General features: G+C 62.2%; 21 protein-coding genes. 15 read left to right on the forward strand and 6 right to left on the reverse strand.

The genetic code is table 11. From position 1 onward, the window contains the following. Positions 1-353 precede the first annotated feature (353 nt). The gene (gene tyrS / locus AC0L2X_RS20830) at positions 354-1619 is read right to left on the reverse strand and encodes a tyrosine--tRNA ligase (protein ID WP_473555900.1); all 1266 of its coding nucleotides are present in this window, start codon (positions 1617-1619) and stop codon (positions 354-356) included. Here tyrS and AC0L2X_RS20835 point away from each other — a divergent pair. From AC0L2X_RS20835 to AC0L2X_RS20845, 3 genes are all read left to right on the forward strand, one after another. Then, a complete protein-coding gene (locus AC0L2X_RS20835; RefSeq protein ID WP_473555897.1) occupies positions 1606-1830 on the forward strand; it encodes a hypothetical protein in 225 nt (74 codons plus the stop codon). The genes tyrS and AC0L2X_RS20835 overlap by 14 nt on opposite strands. A 78-nt stretch (positions 1831-1908) precedes the next feature. Next, complete coding sequence (locus AC0L2X_RS20840; protein ID WP_254817622.1) at positions 1909-2637, forward strand: glycosyltransferase family 2 protein; 729 nt, start codon at positions 1909-1911, stop codon at positions 2635-2637. Then, on the forward strand, positions 2630-2962 hold the full coding sequence (locus AC0L2X_RS20845; protein ID WP_023674681.1) for a lipid-A-disaccharide synthase N-terminal domain-containing protein: 333 nt from the start codon (positions 2630-2632) through the stop codon (positions 2960-2962). Before AC0L2X_RS20840 ends, AC0L2X_RS20845 begins: the two co-directional genes overlap by 8 nt. A 41-nt stretch (positions 2963-3003) precedes the next feature. Here AC0L2X_RS20845 and AC0L2X_RS20850 read toward each other — a convergent pair whose 3' ends face one another. Together AC0L2X_RS20850 and AC0L2X_RS20855 are read right to left on the reverse strand one after the other, a co-directional pair. Next, entirely contained in the window at positions 3004-3672 is a 669-nt protein-coding gene (locus AC0L2X_RS20850) for an FMN-binding negative transcriptional regulator (RefSeq protein ID WP_352492480.1), read from the reverse strand. Between the two features lie 6 nt (positions 3673-3678). After that, a complete protein-coding gene (locus AC0L2X_RS20855; RefSeq protein WP_023674683.1) occupies positions 3679-4353 on the reverse strand; it encodes an alpha/beta hydrolase in 675 nt (224 codons plus the stop codon). Between the two features lie 237 nt (positions 4354-4590). On the opposite strand from AC0L2X_RS20855, the gene AC0L2X_RS20860 reads away from it, so the two are divergent. From AC0L2X_RS20860 to sufA, 8 genes are all read left to right on the forward strand, one after another. Beyond that, complete coding sequence (locus AC0L2X_RS20860; RefSeq protein ID WP_473555892.1) at positions 4591-5769, forward strand: cysteine desulfurase family protein; 1179 nt, start codon at positions 4591-4593, stop codon at positions 5767-5769. Positions 5770-5957: 188 nt separating this feature from the next. After that, the gene (gene sufB / locus AC0L2X_RS20865; protein ID WP_473555890.1) at positions 5958-7475 is read left to right on the forward strand and encodes a Fe-S cluster assembly protein SufB; all 1518 of its coding nucleotides are present in this window, start codon (positions 5958-5960) and stop codon (positions 7473-7475) included. A gap of 29 nt (positions 7476-7504) precedes the next feature. After that, the gene (sufC, locus tag AC0L2X_RS20870) at positions 7505-8260 is read left to right on the forward strand and encodes a Fe-S cluster assembly ATPase SufC (protein WP_023674687.1); all 756 of its coding nucleotides are present in this window, start codon (positions 7505-7507) and stop codon (positions 8258-8260) included. 43 nt (positions 8261-8303) lie between these two features. Next, the gene (sufD, locus tag AC0L2X_RS20875; protein ID WP_473555888.1) at positions 8304-9572 is read left to right on the forward strand and encodes a Fe-S cluster assembly protein SufD; all 1269 of its coding nucleotides are present in this window, start codon (positions 8304-8306) and stop codon (positions 9570-9572) included. Between the two features lie 105 nt (positions 9573-9677). Then, positions 9678-10919, forward strand: coding sequence for a cysteine desulfurase (locus tag AC0L2X_RS20880; protein ID WP_473555886.1), 1242 nt, complete (start codon positions 9678-9680; stop codon positions 10917-10919). A gap of 5 nt (positions 10920-10924) precedes the next feature. Further along, positions 10925-11317 carry an SUF system Fe-S cluster assembly protein gene (locus AC0L2X_RS20885; protein ID WP_292663164.1) on the forward strand — a complete coding sequence of 131 codons (393 nt, stop codon included), beginning with the start codon at positions 10925-10927 and terminating at the stop codon, positions 11315-11317. An 18-nt stretch (positions 11318-11335) separates the two neighbouring features. After that, the gene (locus AC0L2X_RS20890; RefSeq protein WP_473555884.1) at positions 11336-11836 is read left to right on the forward strand and encodes a DMP19 family protein; all 501 of its coding nucleotides are present in this window, start codon (positions 11336-11338) and stop codon (positions 11834-11836) included. An 89-nt stretch (positions 11837-11925) separates the two neighbouring features. Next, entirely contained in the window at positions 11926-12306 is a 381-nt protein-coding gene (gene sufA, locus AC0L2X_RS20895; RefSeq protein ID WP_352492473.1) for a Fe-S cluster assembly scaffold SufA, read from the forward strand. 300 nt (positions 12307-12606) lie between these two features. Here the strand turns inward: sufA and AC0L2X_RS20900 are convergent, their stop codons facing one another. After that, positions 12607-13104, reverse strand: coding sequence for a GFA family protein (locus tag AC0L2X_RS20900; protein ID WP_473555883.1), 498 nt, complete (start codon positions 13102-13104; stop codon positions 12607-12609). Positions 13105-13195: 91 nt separating this feature from the next. Here AC0L2X_RS20900 and AC0L2X_RS20905 point away from each other — a divergent pair, with 91 nt between their 5' ends. Next, on the forward strand, positions 13196-13519 hold the full coding sequence (locus AC0L2X_RS20905; RefSeq protein WP_473555880.1) for a TfoX/Sxy family protein: 324 nt from the start codon (positions 13196-13198) through the stop codon (positions 13517-13519). A gap of 34 nt (positions 13520-13553) precedes the next feature. On the opposite strand, the gene AC0L2X_RS20910 is transcribed toward AC0L2X_RS20905, so the two are convergent. Then, the gene (locus tag AC0L2X_RS20910) at positions 13554-14486 is read right to left on the reverse strand and encodes a PfkB family carbohydrate kinase (protein ID WP_473555879.1); all 933 of its coding nucleotides are present in this window, start codon (positions 14484-14486) and stop codon (positions 13554-13556) included. Positions 14487-14764: 278 nt separating this feature from the next. Here AC0L2X_RS20910 and recA point away from each other — a divergent pair, with 278 nt between their 5' ends. From recA to AC0L2X_RS20925, 3 genes are all read left to right on the forward strand, one after another. Next, entirely contained in the window at positions 14765-15862 is a 1098-nt protein-coding gene (gene recA, locus AC0L2X_RS20915; protein WP_023674696.1) for a recombinase RecA, read from the forward strand. Positions 15863-16121: 259 nt separating this feature from the next. Then, on the forward strand, positions 16122-18788 hold the full coding sequence (alaS, locus tag AC0L2X_RS20920) for an alanine--tRNA ligase (protein WP_473556072.1): 2667 nt from the start codon (positions 16122-16124) through the stop codon (positions 18786-18788). A 79-nt stretch (positions 18789-18867) separates the two neighbouring features. Next, entirely contained in the window at positions 18868-19647 is a 780-nt protein-coding gene (locus tag AC0L2X_RS20925) for a PhzF family phenazine biosynthesis protein (protein ID WP_473600279.1), read from the forward strand. Positions 19648-19767: 120 nt separating this feature from the next. Here the strand turns inward: AC0L2X_RS20925 and AC0L2X_RS20930 are convergent, their stop codons facing one another. Then, positions 19768-20394 carry a glutathione S-transferase family protein gene (locus AC0L2X_RS20930; RefSeq protein ID WP_473555875.1) on the reverse strand — a complete coding sequence of 209 codons (627 nt, stop codon included), beginning with the start codon at positions 20392-20394 and terminating at the stop codon, positions 19768-19770. Positions 20395-20399 lie beyond the last annotated feature (5 nt).

Consider the following 20399-nt stretch of genomic DNA (forward strand, 5'->3'; position numbering starts at 1 on the left):
GCGAAAAGGCCGGGTGAGGTGCTGTTCAGCGTAGCAGCGCCTAGAGGTAACGGCATGGATCCTATGGTCTCCGCGACGTCGCTTCGCGCCTGCTCCGCCCTAGGATGACGAAGCGAGGGGTGGTTTCAGCCAATCTCGAAGGTTGCTTTGCCATCGGCCGCCACGCGACCGCCTCGCTCTCCGACATCCGCGACTAGCCTTGAGCCACCATGCCTTCGTCATCCTAGGGCGGAGCAGGCGCGAAGCGACGTCGCGGAGACCCTAGGATCCATGCCGTTACAGTGGCCGAGGAATGCAGCGATCCATTGCTTGCGCCCGTCCCCGGCTAGGTTTCACCTAAGCCTCAGCAGGCGTTAGATCGGCCGCACCAGAACGACCTTCTTCTTCCCCAGTTGAACTTTGAATGCTCCGGTGTTTTCGTACAGGTCGGTCCACAAGACAATTTCGTTCGGATCGGTGACGACCCTGTCATTGATGCGTAGAGCACCTTCCGCCATCTTGCGCCGAGCTTCCGAGTTAGATGACACAAGCCCGGACGCGACCGCAATTGCAGCATTCGACCTGCCAAATTGCCATCTGTCATCCTCTCCTTTGTCGATTGTTACTGTCGGCAATGACTCGGTTGACTGACCTCTTTCGAAAAGCGCTTCTGCTGTCTTGGCTACCTCCTCCGCCGCCTCGCGGCCATGCAGCATGGCGGTGATTTCGGTGGCGAGGATCTTCTTGGCTTCGTTGATCTCCGAGCCGCCGAGCCGTTCGAGACGTGCGATCTCGGCGAGCGGCAAGGTCGTGTAGAGCTTCAGGAAACGGCCGACATCGGCATCCTCGGTGTTGCGCCAATATTGCCAGAACTCGTACGGGCTCAACATCTCCGCATCGAGCCAGACTGCGCCCGAGGCCGACTTGCCCATCTTGGCGCCGGAGGAGGTGGTGAGCAGCGGCGTCGTCAGCGCATAAAGCTGCGCGCCTTCCATGCGATGGCCGAGATCGATGCCATTGACGATGTTGCCCCACTGGTCGGAGCCGCCCATCTGCAGCCGGCAGCCGAGGCGTTTGTAGAGTTCGACGAAGTCGTAGGCCTGCAGGATCATGTAGTTGAATTCTAGGAACGACAGCGACTGCTCGCGATCCAGCCGGAGCTTGACCGAATCGAAGGCCAGCATGCGGTTGACCGAAAAATGCCGGCCGACATCGCGCAGGAAATTGACGTAGTTGATGTCCATCAGCCAGTCGGCATTGTTGATCATGACGGCGTCGTTCGGGCCGCTGCCGAATTTGAGGTAAGGCGTGAAGTTGCGGCGGATGCCGGCGAGATTGTCCTCGATGTCCTGCGGCGTCAAAAGCTTGCGCGCCTCGTCCTTGAACGACGGATCGCCGATCATCGAGGTGCCGCCGCCCATCAGGGCGATCGGCCGGTGGCCGGTCTGCTGCAGCCAGTAAAGCATCATGATCTGGATCAGCGACCCGGCATGCAGGCTCCTCGCGGTTGCGTCGAAGCCGATATAGGCGCTCACCGTTTCCGTCGCGAAAAGCTGGTCGAGGCCGGCATCGTCCGAGGTCTGGTGGATGAAACCGCGCTCGCTCATCGTGCGCAGGAAATCGGATTTGAAGGCGGACATTTTCTTTCCCGAAAAGCTTCCGGCCGAACGCGGCCCGGCTATGCATGAAGGCGGGCGTTTAGCACTCAAGCGCGATCAGCAAAAGTGGAATCCGGTTTTGTGTCCGATCGCGCTTCGGATGGCTTTGTGCGATCAGCAAAAGTGGAATCCGGTTTTCGCGTCCGCGCGGATAGCGTGCGGCCTGCTTGCGTCATTGTTTCGGCTGGCGTAATGAGGCGCCGCGCCAGCGGGGCTCTTCCTCTGGACCGCGCGGCATCGATCGAATGCCATATCCTGTGACAGAGTCGAGATGCCGGAGATATCCATCGTCATTCCTTGCCGGAACGAGGCGGCGAACCTGCCGCTTCTGCTCGACGAGATCGGCATTGCCATGGCCGGGCGGGACTTCGAAGTCATTGTCGTCGACGATGGCTCGACAGACGATACGCCTTCGGTGCTTGCAGCAGAAGCAGCGCTTCGCCGGTTTCCGCTGCGCCATCTCAGGCATGAAAAATCCGCCGGACAGTCGCTTTCGGTGCGCTCAGGCGCCTGGGCGGCGCGCGGCGATATCGTCGCCACCATTGACGGCGACGGCCAGAACGACCCCGGCTATATCCCAGTGTTGATCGACGCACTGCGGCAGGCTGGTCCCGAAGTCGGGGCCGCGCAGGGACAGCGTCTGAAGCGCCGCGACAGCAAGATCAAGCAGCTGGCGTCGCGTTTCGCCAACGGGCTGAGAAAAGCCATCCTGCACGACGAGACGCGGGATACCGGCTGCGGCCTCAAGGCGATCCACACCGACATTTTGAGGAAATTGCCGTTCTTCGACGGCACCCACCGCTTTGTTCCGGCGCTGGTCATCCAGGAGGGCTACCGCGTCGTCCATTGCGACGTCGTCGACCGCTCCCGCCGTCACGGCAAATCGAATTACGGCATCTTCGATCGCGGCCTTCAGGGCGTGCTCGATCTTGCCGGCGTCTGGTGGCTGCGCCGCAGGCGCCGCAGGATGCCCAAAGTAGAGGAAATCAGGCATGGGTAACGTGCTTCAGGAATTGGCGACCTGGCTTCACGATGTTTTCGTCAAGCAATTCGATGCCTGGGTTCTGCTCGGCTTCGTCGCCCAGTTCTTCTTCACCATGCGCTTTCTGGTGCAGTGGGTGGCGTCGGAAAAGGCCAAGCGCAGCGTCGTGCCGATCGCCTTCTGGTTCTTTTCGCTGTTCGGCGGTGGCCTGCTGCTGATCTATGCCATCCAGCGTCAGGATCCGGTGTTCATCGCCGGCCAGGCCATGGGCCTGTTGATCTATATCCGCAATCTCTGGCTGATCGCCAACGAGCGAAAGGCGGCGATGACCAAGGTCGATTGAGCCCGCGACCGGCCTGAAACCGGTCGAGCAAGCAATCCAGATTACTTGCCGTCCAGCCCGCCGTAGGACCTTACCAGCCGGACCATGTCGGCCGAGTTGGCAGTCTCGCTCTCGAGCCCCTCGGCGACACCGACGCGGTCGGCGGCCGGGCGGTTCTGGCTGACTTTCCATTTACCGCTGATTTCGGTGATTGCGATCTCCAGGCCGACGATGCCCTTGATCTGCGACTGGATAAAGGGTGCCGGAGCGTCGGTTACCGCCCATGGCGCCGAGCGGTTGCCCTCCTGCGACATCGTCAGATCGGAAATCTGCTCGGCCAGCCAATCCTGGTCTTCGATCACCGTGACGATGCCGCGCACCTGGACGATGGCGTAGTTCCAGGTCGGTACCACTTTGCCGGTTTCACGCTTGGTCTCATACCAGGACGGCGTCACATAGGCGTCGGCGCCCTGGAAGACGACCAGCACCGGCGCCAGGGGATTGTCGGCCAAAAGCCGCCATTGCGGATTGGCTTTCGCCAGATGTGCGCGCAGCCTGCCATTCGGCGGCACATCCGCGTTGAGCAAGGAGGGCGCGTCTAGAAGAAAGGGAATTGCGTTGGCGACCGGCCCCTCGGTGCCGTTCGACACCAGCAGGCCAAGCGGATGCGCCCGGATCAGCCCGTGCAGGACGTCCGGCCGTGTTTCCTGAAAGTGGGGTGGTTGGTACATCGCCGATTATCTCAGCCGCTTCGGCCGTGGGTCGGACAGTTCCCCGGCCAGCCGGCGATCGAGATAGTCCGCGCATTCCTCGATCAGAAGCTCCGCATGGTTGGCAAAGAAATGGTTGGCGCCGGGCAAGGTCTTCTGGGTGATGGTAATGCCCTTTTGCGTGTGCAGCTTGTCGACCAGGCCCTGCACGTCCTTCGGCGGCGCGACCTTGTCGGCATCGCCATGGATGATCAGGCCGGACGACGGGCATGGCGCCAGGAACGAGAAATCATAGGTATTGGGCTGCGGCGCGACCGAGATAAAGCCCTCGATCTCGGGCCGGCGCATGAGAAGCTGCATGCCGATCCACGAGCCGAACGAATAGCCGGCAACCCAGCAACTCTTGGAATCCGGATGCAGCGACTGCACCCAGTCGAGCGCCGCGGCGGCGTCGGACAACTCACCAGTGCCGTGGTCGAACTCGCCCTGGCTGCGGCCGATGCCGCGGAAATTGAAGCGCAGCGTGGTGAAATTGCGCTTCTGGAACATGTAGAAGAGGTCGTAGACGATCTTGTTGTTCATCGTCCCGCCGAACTGGGGGTGCGGGTGCAGGACGATGGCAATCGGCGCGCTCTTTTCCTTCGAGGGCTGATAGCGACCCTCCAGGCGGCCGGCCGGACCGGTGAAAATGACCTCAGGCATGAAATACTCCACTTGGCATAAATTGCGCGGCGCCCGGAACAACTTTCCCTAGGCCTTGACGCAGGGCGAGCGTCTTTCTAGAAGCTAGTTTAGAATTGTTCAAAACTGGGCGGCCAAAAGCTGTGGCTCGGCCACCCACGCCGCAAGCCGCGTAAATAGGACGTCTTGCCTTGCAATTTCAAGGAAATAACGCGCTATCTTCGCGGAACGGCTTTTGAAGGGACCAGTTGGACGCAAATGGCCGGAGCACGCGCCTATCTCGACTACAACGCCAGCGTGCCGCTGCTTGCCTCGGCGCGCGCGGCGGTGGTCGCTGCGCTCGACATCGCCGCCAACCCGTCCTCGGTCCATGCCGAGGGCCGCGCTGCGCGGCGGCTGATCGAAGACGCCAGGCGCGACGTGGCGCGACTGGTCAGCGCCAAAGCCGAGCATGTCGTATTCACCTCCGGCGCGACGGAAGCGGCCTCGACGCTGCTGACGCCGGACTGGCAGATGGGGCGCGGCGCCGTCCGCATGAGCCGGCTTTACGTGTCCGAGGCCGACCATCCCTGCCTGCTCAATGGCGGGCGCTTCCCCGCGGGGCAGGTAACGCGGATCGGCGTCGATGCCGACGGCATCGTCAGGCTCGACGTCCTGGCGTCAGCACTTAGTGCGCGTGACAAGGCCGACGGTTTGCCGCTGGTCGCGATCCACGCCGCCAACAATGAGACCGGCGTGATCCAGCCGATTGGCCGCATTGCCGAAATCGCCAAGGCGGCGGGTGGCATCCTGGTTGTCGATGCGGTGCAGGCTGCCGGCCGCATTCCGCTCGATATGTCAGCGGGTTACGCAGACTATTTGATTCTGTCGTCGCACAAGATCGGCGGCCCCAAGGGCGTCGGCGCCATTATCGCGGCGTCGGACCTGACGATGCCAAGACCGCTGGTCAGCGGCGGCGGCCAGGAAAAAGGCCATCGCGGCGGCACCGAAAACCTGGCGGCGATTGCAGGGTTTGGCGCGGCAGCGCGCGAGGCGCTTGCCGGGTTGCAAACGATCGAAGCGGTGCGGCAGCGCCGCGACGAAGTCGAGGCGATCGTGAAAACGCTTGTTCCGGACGCCGAAATCTTCGGGACCGGCGCGCCAAGACTTGCCAACACCACGTTCTTCGCTATTCCCGGCATCAAGGCCGAGACGGCGCAGATCGCCTTCGACCTTGCCGGTGTGGCTCTGTCGGCTGGATCGGCCTGTTCGTCGGGCAAAGTCGGGCCTAGTCACGTGCTGAAAGCCATGGGTTATGGCGACAGTCTCGGCGCGTTGCGCGTGTCCATCGGCCACGCGACCAGCGCTGAAGATATCGAGCTGTTTCGTTCGGCGCTGGCGACAATCGTCGCGCGGCAAGCCGGTACGGAAAAGGCAAACAGGGAAAAGGCCGCCTGAGCGCGGCAACGGAATATTTGGGCCCTTGTGGCCTGGTAGAGCCGTGCGTTCGCATTTGGCCGGGTGAATTTGCGGCATGAACGCACTATATGAAACTTACGCTGCTTCGGGTGCCCAAGGGTGCTCGTTTGCGGTGCCATAGTTTGAAAACTGCCGGGCCTTGACCCCGGCGTGGATGGAGAACGCTGATGCCTGCTGTGCAGGAGACGATCGATCGAGTCCGAAAGATCGATGTCGACCAGTATAAATACGGATTCCAGACCGAAATCGCGATGGACAAGGCCCCCAAGGGCCTGAGTGAAGACATTATCCGCTTCATTTCGGCGAAGAAGGACGAGCCGTCCTGGATGCTGGAATGGCGCCTGGAAGCCTATCGCCGCTGGCTGACGCTGGACGAGCCGAAATGGGCGCGCGTCCACTATCCCAAGATCGATTTCCAGGATCTCTATTATTACGCGGCACCCAAGAGCACGCCCGGGCCGACCTCGCTCAGCGAGGTCGATCCCGAACTGCTGAAGGTCTATGAGAAGCTCGGCATTCCGCTCAGGGAACAGGAAATCCTCGCCGGCGTGCAGAAGACCGATGCGTCGGAGCTCGAGGAAGCCAGCGACAACGTTTACAAGTCGGGCCGCGTCGCCGTCGACGCGGTGTTCGATTCGGTCTCCGTCGTCACCACCTTCAAGAAGGAGCTGGCGCAGGCCGGCGTCATCTTCTGCTCGATCTCGGAAGCGATCCGCGAGCATCCGGAGCTGGTGAAGAAATATCTCGGTTCTGTCGTGCCGACCTCCGACAATTTCTACGCGACGCTGAATTCGGCCGTGTTCACCGACGGCTCCTTCGTCTTCGTGCCCAAGGGCGTGCGCTGCCCGATGGAACTGTCGACCTATTTCCGCATGAACGAGAAGAACACCGGCCAGTTCGAGCGCACGCTGATCATCGCCGAGGAGGGGGCTTACGTCTCCTATCTCGAAGGCTGCACGGCCCCGCAACGCGACGAGAACCAGCTTCATGCCGCGGTGGTCGAGCTGATCGCGCTCGACGATGCCGCGATCAAATATTCGACGGTGCAGAACTGGTATCCCGGCGACGCCGAAGGCAAGGGCGGCATCTATAATTTCGTCACCAAGCGCGGCGACTGCCGCGGCCATCGTTCGAAGATTTCGTGGACGCAGGTCGAGACCGGCTCCGCCATCACCTGGAAATATCCGAGCTGCATCCTGCGCGGCGACGATTCCAGCGGCGAGTTCTATTCGATCGCCGTCTCGAACGGCTACCAGCAGGTCGATAGCGGCACCAAGATGATCCATCTCGGCAAGAACACGTCGAGCCGCATCATCTCCAAGGGCATTGCCGCCGGCTTCTCGCAGAACACCTATCGCGGCCAGGTATCGGCGCACCGCAAGGCGACCAACGCCCGCAACTTCACCAATTGCGATTCCCTGCTGATCGGCGACCAATGCGGCGCACACACCGTGCCCTACATGGAAGCCAAGAATTCGACCGCGCAGTTCGAGCATGAGGCAACCACCTCGAAGATTTCCGAGGACCAGAAATTCTACGTCATGCAGCGCGGCATCCCGGAGGAAGAGGCGATCGCGCTGATCGTCAACGGCTTCGTCAAGGATGTCATCCAGCAGCTGCCGATGGAGTTTGCGGTCGAGGCGCAGAAGCTGATCGGGATTAGCCTCGAGGGCTCGGTCGGCTGACCGGATAAGAATTTTCAGGAAAGAAAAAAATGCTTGAAATCAGAAACCTCCATGCCCGTATCGTCGATGACGGCACCGAGATCATTCGCGGCCTGAACCTGACGGTCAGGGCTGGCGAGGTTGCCGCCATCATGGGTCCGAACGGCTCGGGGAAATCGACGCTGTCCTACATCCTCGCCGGCCGCGAGGACTATGAGGTCACCGAAGGCGACATCCTCTACAACGGCCAGTCGATCCTCGAAATGGATCCGGCCGAGCGCGCTACCGCGGGCATCTTTCTCGCCTTCCAGTATCCTATGGAGATACCGGGAGTGGCGACCATGGAATTCCTGAAAGTTGCGATGAACGAGCAGCGCAAGGCGCGCGGCCAGGAACCGCTAAAAATCCCGGAATTCCTCAAGCGCGTGAAGGAAGCGGCGGCCTCGCTCAACATGGACATGGCGATGCTGAAGCGGCCGCTCAATGTCGGCTTTTCCGGCGGCGAGAAGAAGCGCGCGGAGATCCTGCAGATGAAGCTGCTGGAGCCGAAGCTGTGTGTCCTCGACGAGACCGATTCCGGGCTCGACATCGACGCGTTGAAGATCGTCGCGGACGGCGTCAACACGCTGCGCTCGCCGGACCGGGCCATCGTCGTCATCACCCACTACCAGCGCCTGCTCCAATACATCGTGCCGGATACGGTGCACGTGCTCTACAGGGGCCAGGTGATCAAGTCGGGCGACAAGTCGCTGGCGCTCGACCTCGAGGCCAATGGCTATGCCGGCGTGATCGGGCAAGCCGCGTGAGATGCCAGCAGGCCCGGAAGGCAAGCCAAACAAGGCGATACTGATGAATATGCACACGACACCCCAGCGAACATTGGCCGAAACGGCGCTGATCGACGCCTTTGGCGAGCGGCTGTCGCTGCTGCCCGGCGACGGCGCGGTGATGCTGAAGCGCGACGACGCCATCGAGGCGATCAAGAGCGGCCTGCCGACGCGGCGCATCGAATCCTGGCACTATACGGACCTGCGCCGGCTGCTGACCTCGGTGCCGGACTTCGATCCGGCAGCGGTCGCGAAAGCCATTGCGCCCATCGTCGAAGGCTCCAGCGTTTTGCCGGTGCTGAACGGCGTGTCGAGTACGAAACTGCCCGATATCGAAGGCGTTGTCGTGCAGCGCCTGTCGGAGAAGCTGACCGACGGCAGCGCAGCACCTGGGTTGGATTCCTATGGCAGCGACGACGCCATAGGCGCGCTGAACACTGCCTTTGTTGTCGACGGGTATTTCGTCGACATCGCTGACGGTACCAAACTGGGAAAGCCACTCGAACTGCAGAATTTGCAGGCCGGTGGCCAGACGCATGTACGCCTGGCCATCCGTGTCGGTGCCGGCGCCAGGGCTGTTATCGTCGAGCGCCAGGCGGGCGAGGGGGCGGCGCTGGTCAGTTCGGTCAGCCAGCTTGTGCTTGGCGAGGGCGCCGAAGTGACATGGCTGGTCGTGCAGGAGCAGCCGGATACGGCAACGCATCTCGCCCAGTTCAAGGCGCATCTCGGCAAGAATTCGAAACTGACACTGTTCGTGATGAATGCCGGCGGTAAGCTGGTGCGCCAGGAGGTCGTTGTGAAGACGACCGGCGAGGGCGCCGAATTCACGCTGCGCGGCATCAATCTGCTCGCCGGCGACACCCATACCGACGTCACCATGGTGCTCGACCATGCCGTGCCGCACACCGCGTCGACCGAAGTCATCCGCAATGTGGTGACCGGCAGAGCGCGCGGCGTCTTCCAGGGCCGCATCAACGTCCACCAATATGCGCAGAAGACCAACGCCAAGATGGCCTGCAACACGCTTCTGCTGTCGGACGACGGCGAGTTCTCGACCAAGCCGGAGCTGGAAATCTTTGCCGACGACGTCGTCTGCGGCCATGGCGCGACCGTCACCGAGATCGACCACAGCCATCTGTTCTACCTGATGGCGCGCGGCATCGACGAGAAGACCGCGCGCGGCCTGCTGGTCAAGGCCTTCGTCGCCGAGGTGATCGAGGAACTGGATGACGAGGCCATCGTCGAGGCGCTGGAAGCACGTCTCGACAACTGGTTCGTGGCGCACGGGTAGAGCGCCTGACCTTCTCCCCTTGTGAGAGAAGGTGGATCGGCGCGCAGCGCCGAGACGGATGAGGGGTGCTGGACGGAATGAGGCGGTGCCTCGAGAGAGCTTGTGATGGACCAGAAAGTCGAAAACATCCCCTATGACGTCGAGGCGATCCGCCGCGATTTCCCGATCCTGTCGCGCCAAGTCTACGGCAAACCGCTGGTCTATCTCGACAATGGCGCCTCGGCGCAGAAGCCGCAGGCCGTGCTCGACGCTATCCAGCACGCCTATTCCCAGGAATACGCCAACGTCCATCGCGGCCTGCATTTCCTGTCGAATGCCGCGACCGACGCCTATGAGAACGCGCGCAAGATCGTACAGAGATTTCTCAACGCGCCGAGCACCGACAACATCGTCTTCACCTCGAACACCACGGCGGCGATCAACACGGTCGCCTACGGCTTCGGCATGCCCAATATCGGCGAAGGCGACGAGATCGTGCTTTCGATCATGGAGCACCATTCCAACATCGTGCCATGGCATTTCATCCGCGAGCGCCAGGGCGCCAAGCTGGTCTGGGTGCCGGTCGACGATCTCGGCGTCTTCCACATCGAGGAATTCGAAAAGCGGCTGACAGACCGGACGAAGCTGGTTGCCATCACGCATATGTCGAATGCGTTGGGCACGGTGACGCCGATCAAGGAGATCGTGCGCATCGCGCATGCCCGCGGCATTCCGGTGCTGGTCGACGGCAGCCAGAGCGTCGTGCATATGCCGATCGACGTGCAGGATCTCGACTGCGACTTCTTCGTCTTCACCGGCCACAAGGTCTACGGCCCGTCGGGCATCGGCGTGCTCTACGGCAAGAAGGACATTCTGGAGCGCATGCGCCCGTTCATGGGCGGCGGCGAAATGATCGAGGAGGTGACGCAAGACATCGTCACCTACAACGATCCACCGCACCGTTTCGAGGCCGGCACGCCGCCGATCGTCCAGGCGATCGGGCTTGGTGCGGCGCTGGAATACATGGAAAAGATCGGCCGCGAGCGCATCGCCGCGCATGAGGCCGATCTGAAGGATTATGCGCATCAAAAACTGCGCGCCATCAACTCGCTGCGCATCTTCGGCGATGCGCCCGGCAAGGGTGCCATCATCTCGTTCGAGCTGCAGGGCATCCACGCCCATGACGTGTCGATGGTCATCGACCGGCAGGGCGTGGCTGTCCGCGCCGGCACGCATTGCGCCCAGCCGCTGTTGAAACGCTTCGGCGTAACATCCACATGCAGGGCATCGTTCGGCATGTACAATACCAGGGCCGAAGTCGATGCTTTGGCCGATGCGCTGGAAAAGGCGCGAAAGTTCTTCGGGTGACGATCATGGATGATGCCAGCCACACCGCCGAGACCGCTTCGGAAACGACGACCAATGCGGCGGTTTCCGGATCGACGATTCCCGCTGACGAACTGGCGCGGCTGACCGACGACATCGTCTCGGCGCTGAAGACGGTCTACGACCCGGAGATCCCGGCCGACATCTACGAGCTCGGCCTCGTCTACAAGATCGACATCGAGGACGACCGCTCGGTCAAGATCGACATGACGCTGACCGCGCCGGGCTGCCCGGTGGCCGGCGAAATGCCGGGCTGGGTCGAAAACGCCGTCGGCGCCGTCGAAGGCGTCTCCGGCGTCGAGGTCAACATGACCTTCGACCCGCCCTGGTCGCCCGACCGCATGTCGGAAGAGGCGCAGGTGGCGGTTGGGTGGTATTGAGCCTCGGGGCAAAATTTGATGGCTGATGATGCCTTGCCGACCGAACTGCCCGATGGTGACATTCCGCCTTCGGCGAGAGTCGTAGAGCTTTGGGGCGATCCAGTTCTGGAAGCACTCGACGAGCCTGCCGAATACCATAAAGTTATTTCAAAAATACCCGTGCCAATAAAGAATGTACTCTGCGTAGAACTATTGCATTGGCAGGTTCTAAACGGCGGCTTTTGGCAATATTTTTATAATTCTTATGGAATAACCGTCAGCGGCGCTATTCAGGGTTTTGTTGCAATGGGCTTGGAGCGACATGCAGACTTGACTCGCCAAGCTTGTGCATTGTTTGGAGAGTATTTCCCCGAAGACAGGTCGGTAAGGATGGATTTGGTAGGTAAAAGCGTCGGCGACGGCATAACTTTTGAAGCCTTGGATGATGCTTTTTATACGTTGGAGGAAAATAACCAGGATTCCGCCGTTGTCGCGCTGGACGCATACGCAACAGCCGCGTTGAAGGGGCAGTGGCAATAAACCCCTTGCAGTAAGACGCAGTTGTAACCATTTTGAGGTATGAGACGTTCCGCAGGCCTTGAACCTGCGCGAAAGTGGAGAAAGAAAACATGGGGCGCTTCGCCGTCATCACCATGACCGAAAAGGCCGCCGACCGGGTGCGCGAGATCGTCGCGACCCGTGAGAATGCGCACGGCATTCGCCTCGGCATCAAGAAGGGCGGCTGCGCCGGCATGGAATATACGGTCGACCTGGTGACCGAACCCAACACCAAGGACGATCATATCGAGCGCGACGGCGCCCATGTCTATGTCGCGCCGGAGGCAGCGCTTTTCCTGTTCGGCACCGAGATGGACTTCGAGCAGACGACGCTGCGCACCGGCTTCACCTTCAAGAACCCGAACCAGAGCTCGGCCTGCGGCTGCGGCGAATCGGTCGAGTTGAAGCCGGCCGACCTCAAGGCACTGGCCGAGGCCCGCGCTTCGGCCTGATTGGAAACCGCTAGCTCTCGACACGTTCGAGATTGGCCGAGGCCTCGCAACTTCGTCATCCCTGGGCGAAGCAGGAGCGAAGCTCCGTCGCGGAGACCCTGGCATCCATGCCGTAACCTTAACCGAAGAGTGCAGCGGAGCAGAATTCTGCATCGCAGCAGCGCTCAGAAGTCGCGGCATGGATCCCGGGGTCTGCGCCGCGTCGCTTCGCTCCTTGCTCCGCCCCAGGATGACGACGGACAGGTTTCGTCCATCCCCTGGGCACGGCATTCGCCAGCGCCCGCCGCGCCACGCAAATAGCTAATCCACCCACATCCCCGTTCGCTTGTGCCAGTCTGCGATCGACTCCTCCGGGTAGACATCGAAGACCTTGTCGCCCTTGCCGATATCCGGCTCGACCCAATTCGCCTTGTATTTCAGCATCAGATGCACCTTCTCCGGCGGCTTCGGCAGGTCGGTGTCGATCGCCGAGGCAAACGGATGCACCAAGTCCGGCCAGGTCGGATCGTAGAGCCAGAGCGCCGTCCCGCATTTCGTGCAGAAATTCCGCTCGCCCGTCGAGATCTCGCGTTGCGGGTGCTCGTCGTCCTCGATCTCGGCGCGGTAGACGCCGAGATGGCGCTTGCCCTGGATTTTCAGCGTCTCGTAATCGGCGCCGAGATTGATGGCAAAACCGCCGCCGCCCTGCTGCTTGCGGCAGATCGAGCAGTAGCACAGCATGAACGGCACCGGCGTGTGGCTTTCCACCTCGAAATGCACGGCATTGCACCGGCAGGACCCCTTGAGCAGAAGCGGCATGAAAAAACTCCGACGAAATTGATTCTGAACTTGTCAGGATGGTGCCGGTTGCGTCGATGACAAGGGGAAATCCGGGTGACATGATCGCCGCATGGACAACGAGCGCATAGAAGAGCTTTTCGAAGGCCTCGGCCCGGTCAGCATCCGTAAGCTGTTCGGCGGCAAGGGCATCTATCTCGACGGCGTCATCGTCGCCATCGTCATCCGTGGCGAATTGATGCTGAAGGCCGACGCGGAAAGCGCCCCGGATTTCGAAGCGGCCGGGTGCCGGCAATGGACCTACACCGGCTCGCGCCACGGCAAGCTCGTGTCGATGCCCTATTGGAGCGTTCCCGACAGCGCTTTCGACGATCCAGACGAGATGGCGATCTGGGCGCGCCGCGCCTACGAGGCAGGACTGCGCGCCGGCAAATAGGCTGCGTCATGCTTCGGCAATTCCGGGCCGCATTTCACACCAGGTCCCGCGCCTCGGGCACGAGCGCCAGCGCCTCGGCAAAGCTGGCGCTGGTGAAGGCGGCGCGCTCGACGGCGAGCGCCGCGGCGGCAATGCCTTCGCGCAGTGCCGCGCGCAGCGTCAGGCCGCGCAGCAGGGCAGCGATCGTGGCGCCGGCCAATGCGTCGCCGGCGCCGGCAGCATTGGTCCGTTTTTGTAGCGGCGGTGGCGAGATCGAGAACGCGCCGGTTTGGTCGAAACCGAGCAATGGACCGTCGCCGTCGGTGACCACGCCGCTTTTCAGGCCGGCGCGTCTCAGGCCGTCGATGACGCCTTGATCGTCAGCATTGATGTCAACGCCGGCGAGCACGCCGGCCTCGTGCCGGTTCATGAACGCCACGGCCAGACGGTCGAGCACCGGCGTCAGCCGCGCCGCTTTGCTGGGCGAGACCGCAAGCGCAAACACCGGCTTGCCGGCGGCGAGTGCCGCCAGCCGCTCCAGCGCGGAAGACGGCAGGTTTGCATCGCACAGCACCGCGTCCGCCGAACCGATCGCTTCCCGCACCTTGGCGCGGCGGATCTGCTTGGGAAGCGCCAGTTCGTAGAGCACCATGTCGGCAAGGCCGGCGATCAGCCCGCCGTCGCTATCGACCAGCATCGTATGGCTTGGCGTCGTGCGGTCGAGGAACACCGCCGACAGGTCGGCAATGCCGGCCTCGGTGATGGCGCGTAAAACCGTGTCGCCAAGGGCATCGCCGCCGCGCACCGAAAGCAACGAGGCCGAGACGCCGCGCCGCACCGCCCAGCGCAAGGCATTGAAGACGGCACCGCCGACATGCTCGCGCATCGTGCCGGGGTTGGAAGCGGCCGGCACGAAGGCGCCGGCAACCCGGCCGCGCCGCTCGATATAGGCGCCGCCCACGGCCAGGATCGTCGGGGATTTCATCATGCCGGCAAAATGCCCTTTGCTGTTGCCCGGGAGGAGACTAGGTCGCCGGGCGGAACCCTGCAATCGCGGCTCCGATTCGGTTGGTGACGGCAACGGCGCCGCATGCGAGGCGGGATACATCCGGAAGCAAAATTGCGAAACAAAAATAGAACAAATATGAATATCTGTTATTTTTCAAACCCTTGGCGCTCATTGACAAATGAGAACAAATGAGGTACATTCTTTTTAGGGATTGCGGGATTGTCCGGCCTCCATTGACGACCACGGGGTGATGTATCATGGCTCAGAATTCTTTGCGGCTTGTAGAGGACAAAGCGGTGGACAAATCAAAGGCTCTGGATGCGGCGCTGTCGCAAATCGAGCGTGCCTTCGGCAAGGGTTCGATCATGCGGCTCGGCGCGAACGAGCAGGTCGTCGAGATCGAAACGGTGCCGACCGGCTCGCTTGGGCTGGACATCGCGCTTGGCGTCGGCGGCCTGCCGCGCGGCCGCATCGTCGAGATCTACGGACCGGAAAGCTCGGGCAAGACGACGCTGGCGCTGCACACGGTGGCCGAAGCCCAGAAGAAGGGCGGCATCTGCGCCTTCGTCGATGCCGAGCACGCGCTCGACCCGGTCTATGCCCGCAAGCTCGGCGTCGATCTCGAAAACCTGTTGATCTCGCAGCCCGATACCGGCGAGCAGGCGCTGGAGATCTGCGACACGCTGGTGCGCTCCGGCGCCATCGACGTGCTGGTCGTCGATTCGGTGGCGGCGCTGACGCCGCGGGCGGAAATCGAAGGCGAGATGGGCGATTCGCTGCCCGGCCTGCAGGCCCGCCTGATGAGCCAGGCACTGCGCAAGCTCACCGCCTCGATCTCGCGCTCCAACACTATGGTCATCTTCATCAACCAGATCCGCATGAAGATCGGCGTCATGTTCGGTTCGCCCGAGACCACGACCGGCGGCAATGCGCTGAAATTCTATGCCTCGGTCCGCCTTGACATCCGCCGCATCGGCTCGGTCAAGGATCGCGACGAGGTCGTCGGCAACCAGACCCGCGTCAAGGTCGTCAAGAACAAGCTGGCGCCGCCCTTCAAGGTGGTCGAGTTCGACATCATGTATGGCGAGGGCGTCTCGAAGACCGGCGAGCTGGTCGATCTCGGCGTCAAGGCCGGCGTGGTCGAAAAGTCGGGCGCCTGGTTCTCCTATAATTCGCAGCGTCTCGGCCAGGGCCGCGAAAACGCAAAACTGTTCCTGCGCGACAATCCCGACACGGCGCGTGAGATCGAGCTGGCGTTGCGGCAGAATGCCGGGCTGATCGCCGAGAAATTCCTTGAAAACGGCGGCTCCGAAAGCAGCGACGACGGCTTCGAGGACGATGCCGGGGTGATGTAGGGCAAGCGACGTCTCGCGGAGCATCAGACAGGTTTGGATTTGATGTTTTGATTCTGAGTTTGTGTAATCGATGCGTTTCGAACCGCCGGCTCCGTGCCGGCGGTTCGCGTTTGACGGCGATTCAGACGCGTTTCAAAGCGCTGATGAGAGCCGGGATTTTGGCCCATTTGGTGTTTCTGGACAGGCTGGGGTGCGACCGCTAAAAGGCCATGTCTATTTTCCGCCGGCAGCCGGCGGTTCTCTCGAAAAGGCAGTATTCATGAGTGGCGTCAACGAGATCCGGTCGGCATTTCTCGACTATTTTCGCAAGGAAGGTCACGAGGTCGTCGCGTCGAGCCCGCTCGTGCCGCGCAACGACCCGACGCTGATGTTCACCAATGCCGGCATGGTGCAGTTCAAGAACGTTTTCACCGGTCTGGAGAAGCGGCCCTATTCGCGCGCCACGACCGCCCAGAAGAGTGTTCGCGCCGGCGGCAAGCACAACGACCTCGACAATGTCGGCTACACCGCGCGCCACCTGACCTTCTTCGAGATGCTCGGCAATTTCTCCTTCGGCGACTATTTCAAGGAGCGGGCCATAGAGCTTGCCTGGAACCTGATCACCAGGGAGTTCGGCCTGAAGAAGGACAAGCTGCTGGTCACCGTCTACCACACCGACGACGAGGCGGCCTCGTACTGGAAGAAGATCGCCGGCCTTTCGGACGATCGCATCATCCGCATCGCGACTTCTGACAATTTCTGGGCAATGGGCGACACCGGACCTTGCGGGCCGTGTTCGGAGATATTCATCGACCGTGGCGAGCATATCTGGGGCGGCCCTCCCGGCAGCCCCGAGGAGGATGGCGACCGTTTCCTCGAATTCTGGAATCTGGTGTTCATGCAGTATGAACAGGTGACGAAGGACGAGCGCGTCGATCTGCCGCGTCCGTCGATCGACACAGGCATGGGCCTGGAGCGCATGGCCTCCATCCTGCAGGGGGTCGAAAGCGTCTTCGAAACCGACCTGTTCCGCCACCTGATGGACGCTGCATCGTCGGCGCTTGGCAAAGGTCCGGATGCGGACACCGTCGCATCGTTCCGCGTCATCGTCGACCATTTGCGTTCGTCCTGCTTCCTGGTCGCCGACGGCGTGCTGCCGTCCAACGAAGGCCGCGGCTACGTGCTTCGCCGCATCATGCGCCGTGCCATGCGCCACGCGCAGTTGCTCGGCGCCCGCGATCCGCTGATGTGGCGCCTGGTGCCGGCGCTGGTGCGCGAGATGGGCCAAGCCTACCCGGAACTGGTGCGCGGCGAACAGATGATCACCGAGACGCTGAAGCTTGAGGAAACTCGTTTCCGCAAGACGCTGGTGCGCGGCCTGGGCTTGCTTTCGGAGGCGACGGAAAAGCTGGCCTCCGGCGACATGCTGGATGGCGAAACAGCGTTCAAGCTCTACGACACCTATGGCTTTCCGCTCGATCTGACGCAGGATGCGTTGCGCCAGCGCAACATCTCGGTCAACCTTGCCGGCTTCACCGAGGCGATGGAGCGGCAGAAGGCGGAGGCGCGCAAAAGCTGGGCTGGTTCCGGTGAGGCCGCAACCGAGACAGTATGGTTCGCGGTGCGTGAGGAGAACGGCGCCACCGAATTCCTGGGTTATGAGACCGAGCAGGCGGAAGGCCTCATCCAGGCGCTGGTCAAGGACGGCAAGACCATCGACAGTGCCGGCAAGGGCGACGCTGTTGCCGTGGTTGTCAATCAGACGCCGTTCTACGGCGAGTCCGGTGGCCAGATGGGCGATACCGGCGTGATTTCGGGCGACGGGTTTTCGATCGAGATATCCGATACCCAAAAGAAGGCCGACGGGCTTTTCGTCCATCTCGGCAAGGTGGCCAACGGCACGGTCAAGACGGGTGCGACCGTCGAGCTGAAGGTGGACCACGCGCGCCGCTCCAGGCTGCGCGCTAACCATTCCGCCACGCATCTGATCCATGAGGCGCTGCGCGAGGTGCTGGGTACCCATGTGGCGCAGAAGGGCTCGCTGGTCGCGCCCGAGCGTCTGCGCTTCGACATCTCCCACAACAAGCCGATCTCGCCGGACGAGCTCGAAGAGGTCGAGCGCATGGCAAACGAGATCGTCGTTCAGAATAGCCCTGTGACCACTCGCCTGATGTCCGTCGACGACGCCATTGCCGAGGGCGCCATGGCGCTGTTTGGCGAGAAATATGGCGATGAAGTGCGCGTCGTTTCGATGGGCACGGGCTTGCATGGCGCCAAGGCCAACCGGCCTTATTCTGTCGAGCTATGCGGCGGCACGCATGTCAGGGCGACCGGCGATATCGGCCTGGTGCGCATTGTGTCCGACAGCGCGGTCGCTGCCGGCGTGCGCCGCATCGAGGCATTGACCGGCGAAGCGGCCAGAAAGCATCTCGACGAACAGGACAAGCGGCTGAAGGCAGCCGCCGCCGCGCTGAAGATTTCGCCGGCCGATGTGCCGGCCCGCGTCGAGGCGCTGCTCGACGAGCGCAAGAAGCTCGAAAAGGAGCTGACCGAGGCGCGCAAGAAGCTGGCGCTCGGCGATCGCTCGCCAGCCGGTGTGCCTGCGGAAAACGAAACCATTGCCGGTGTCGGTTTTCTCGGCAAGGCGGTATCCGGCGTCTCGCCAAAGGATCTGAAGCCGCTGGCCGATGCCGGCAAGAAGTCGCTCGGCTCCGGCATCGTCGTCTTTGTTGGCGCCGGCGAGGACAACAAGGCGAGCGTCGTCGTCGCCGTCACCGATGATCTGACCGGCCGCTTCAGCGCCATCGATCTGGTGCGCGTCGCGTCTGCGGCATTGGGCGGGCAGGGCGGCGGCGGGCGACCCGATATGGCTCAGGCCGGCGGCCCGGACGCCTCGAAGGCCGAAGACGCGATCGCTGCGGTGAAAGCGGCTCTCGAAGCGGCGTGAATCTGCACCGGGGGCGGCACGGCCGAAGTGGCGCGCCGCCCAGCGGATATCTTTGAGGGCCGATATGCCGACGCTGACGATGTATCAGGTCGATGCCTTTGCCGAACGGGCCTTCCAGGGCAACCCTGCCGCCGTTCTCCTTCTGGAGGAATGGCTGTCGGAGCAGGTAATGCAGGCCATCGCCAACGAAAACAATCTTGCTGGGACGGCGTTCGTGCGGCCGAATGGCAGAGGTTGGGATTTGCGCTGGTTCACGCCGGTCCATGAAGTCGACTTCTGCGGCCATGCCACGCTTGCGGCCGCCCATGTGCTGGCTACGGAATACAATGGTCAGGGCGAAATGGCCTTCGCCACCCGGGTGGGCGAGCTGCGGGTTTCCCGGCGGGAAGAGACCTATCAGCTCGATCTGCCGTGTTTTCCGCCGCAGCCCATCGAGGAAGAGCTGAACTCGGCGTTGCAAGCGATATTGCCTCAGCGGCCGGTTGCGAGCTTCCGCAATTTCGAGAACCTGTTTGTCGAGCTTGCCGACGAGACAACCGTGCGATCTTTCGTTCCCGATCTGCTCAGGATCGGAACCTTTCATCCTCTCGGCCTGGTTATTACCGCGGCTGGGCGAGCCCACGATTTCGTCTCGCGTTATTTCGTGCCCGGGGCGGGCATTCCCGAGGATCCGGTAACCGGCTCCATTCATGCGACGCTGGTGCCGTACTGGGCTGAAAAGCTCGGCAAGACGCATCTGTCGGCATTCCAATGCTCGCAGCGCGGCGGGCATTTGCAATGCGAACTGGCCGGAGATCGCGTGCTGATCACAGGCCGTGCGAAGACCTTCATGAAGGCGAAGATCTACCTTCCCGATTGAGCGGTATTTCGCAGTGGGTCGCCTTCGGCGAAGCTGCCGATCTCCCCCGCAAGGGGGAGATTGGATGTCACTTCGGCTTTCGCTAATCACCAGAGGGCCTATTGCCGAACGCTTGTCTCCTCACCCAGCCTTTTCGGTTTTCGCAAAACTCGCGCGTTGAGTGATGCGCGCATACCAATCCCGAATCTCGGCAAACTCCGCCAGCAGGGCTTGTCCCTCGGCGACCTTGACGAAATAGCCGATGATTGGCGCGGCGTGCAGGTCGGCCAGCGTCAGGTCCGTCCCCAACAGCCAAGGCCCTTCGGCTTTCAGCGAAGAGAGCGCCTGCAGCGTCGTTCTCGCCTGCCGCAAACCGTTGGCGATCACGGCTTCGTCGGGCGGCGTTTTTTCCAGCCGCTCGACCGCCACATCCCAGACCATGGCCCTGTAGGCGTAGGCATCGAGCAGGCCGGTGATCTGGTTCATGCGTGCTCGACGCCGGGCTTCGACCGGCTGCAGTGCCGGGCCGTCAAAGGCTTCGTCGACGTAACGGGCGATCGCGCCGGTCTCGTAAAGGCGAAAGCCGTCATGCTCGAAGGCCGGGATGCGGCCGAACGGCTGGTGCTCGAAGTACCAGCCGGGAATGCCGTCCGCGGTAAAGATGTCGACGGGAACGAGCTCGTAGCCGACGCCCTTTTCCTCTAACACCAGCCGGACGATGCGCACATAGACGCTGTAATCCACGCCGTAGACGACGGGCTTGCCCATGTGGA

Source organism: Mesorhizobium sp. WSM4828, from assembly GCF_055811175.1.

Excerpts from the sequence above, each read along its gene's own strand:
- AC0L2X_RS20925 (WP_473600279.1), top strand. The coding sequence starts at position 18,868 with ATGTATCAGGTCGATGCCTTTGCCGAACGGGCCTTCCAGGGCAACCCT.
- AC0L2X_RS20910 (WP_473555879.1), bottom strand. The coding sequence starts at position 14,486 with ATGATGAAATCCCCGACGATCCTGGCCGTGGGCGGCGCCTATATCGAG.
- AC0L2X_RS20850 (WP_352492480.1), bottom strand. The coding sequence starts at position 3,672 with ATGTACCAACCACCCCACTTTCAGGAAACACGGCCGGACGTCCTGCAC.
- AC0L2X_RS20905 (WP_473555880.1), top strand. The coding sequence starts at position 13,196 with ATGGACAACGAGCGCATAGAAGAGCTTTTCGAAGGCCTCGGCCCGGTC.
- AC0L2X_RS20880 (WP_473555886.1), top strand. The coding sequence starts at position 9,678 with ATGGACCAGAAAGTCGAAAACATCCCCTATGACGTCGAGGCGATCCGC.
- AC0L2X_RS20845 (WP_023674681.1), top strand. The coding sequence starts at position 2,630 with ATGGGTAACGTGCTTCAGGAATTGGCGACCTGGCTTCACGATGTTTTC.
- AC0L2X_RS20900 (WP_473555883.1), bottom strand. The coding sequence starts at position 13,104 with ATGCCGCTTCTGCTCAAGGGGTCCTGCCGGTGCAATGCCGTGCATTTC.
- sufA (WP_352492473.1), top strand. The coding sequence starts at position 11,926 with ATGGGGCGCTTCGCCGTCATCACCATGACCGAAAAGGCCGCCGACCGG.
- sufB (WP_473555890.1), top strand. The coding sequence starts at position 5,958 with ATGCCTGCTGTGCAGGAGACGATCGATCGAGTCCGAAAGATCGATGTC.
- tyrS (WP_473555900.1), bottom strand. The coding sequence starts at position 1,619 with ATGTCCGCCTTCAAATCCGATTTCCTGCGCACGATGAGCGAGCGCGGT.
- alaS (WP_473556072.1), top strand. The coding sequence starts at position 16,122 with ATGAGTGGCGTCAACGAGATCCGGTCGGCATTTCTCGACTATTTTCGC.
- AC0L2X_RS20930 (WP_473555875.1), bottom strand. The coding sequence starts at position 20,394 with ATGGGCAAGCCCGTCGTCTACGGCGTGGATTACAGCGTCTATGTGCGC.
- AC0L2X_RS20885 (WP_292663164.1), top strand. The coding sequence starts at position 10,925 with ATGGATGATGCCAGCCACACCGCCGAGACCGCTTCGGAAACGACGACC.
- recA (WP_023674696.1), top strand. The coding sequence starts at position 14,765 with ATGGCTCAGAATTCTTTGCGGCTTGTAGAGGACAAAGCGGTGGACAAA.
- AC0L2X_RS20860 (WP_473555892.1), top strand. The coding sequence starts at position 4,591 with ATGGCCGGAGCACGCGCCTATCTCGACTACAACGCCAGCGTGCCGCTG.
- sufC (WP_023674687.1), top strand. The coding sequence starts at position 7,505 with ATGCTTGAAATCAGAAACCTCCATGCCCGTATCGTCGATGACGGCACC.
- AC0L2X_RS20855 (WP_023674683.1), bottom strand. The coding sequence starts at position 4,353 with ATGCCTGAGGTCATTTTCACCGGTCCGGCCGGCCGCCTGGAGGGTCGC.
- AC0L2X_RS20890 (WP_473555884.1), top strand. The coding sequence starts at position 11,336 with ATGGCTGATGATGCCTTGCCGACCGAACTGCCCGATGGTGACATTCCG.
- sufD (WP_473555888.1), top strand. The coding sequence starts at position 8,304 with ATGAATATGCACACGACACCCCAGCGAACATTGGCCGAAACGGCGCTG.
- AC0L2X_RS20840 (WP_254817622.1), top strand. The coding sequence starts at position 1,909 with ATGCCGGAGATATCCATCGTCATTCCTTGCCGGAACGAGGCGGCGAAC.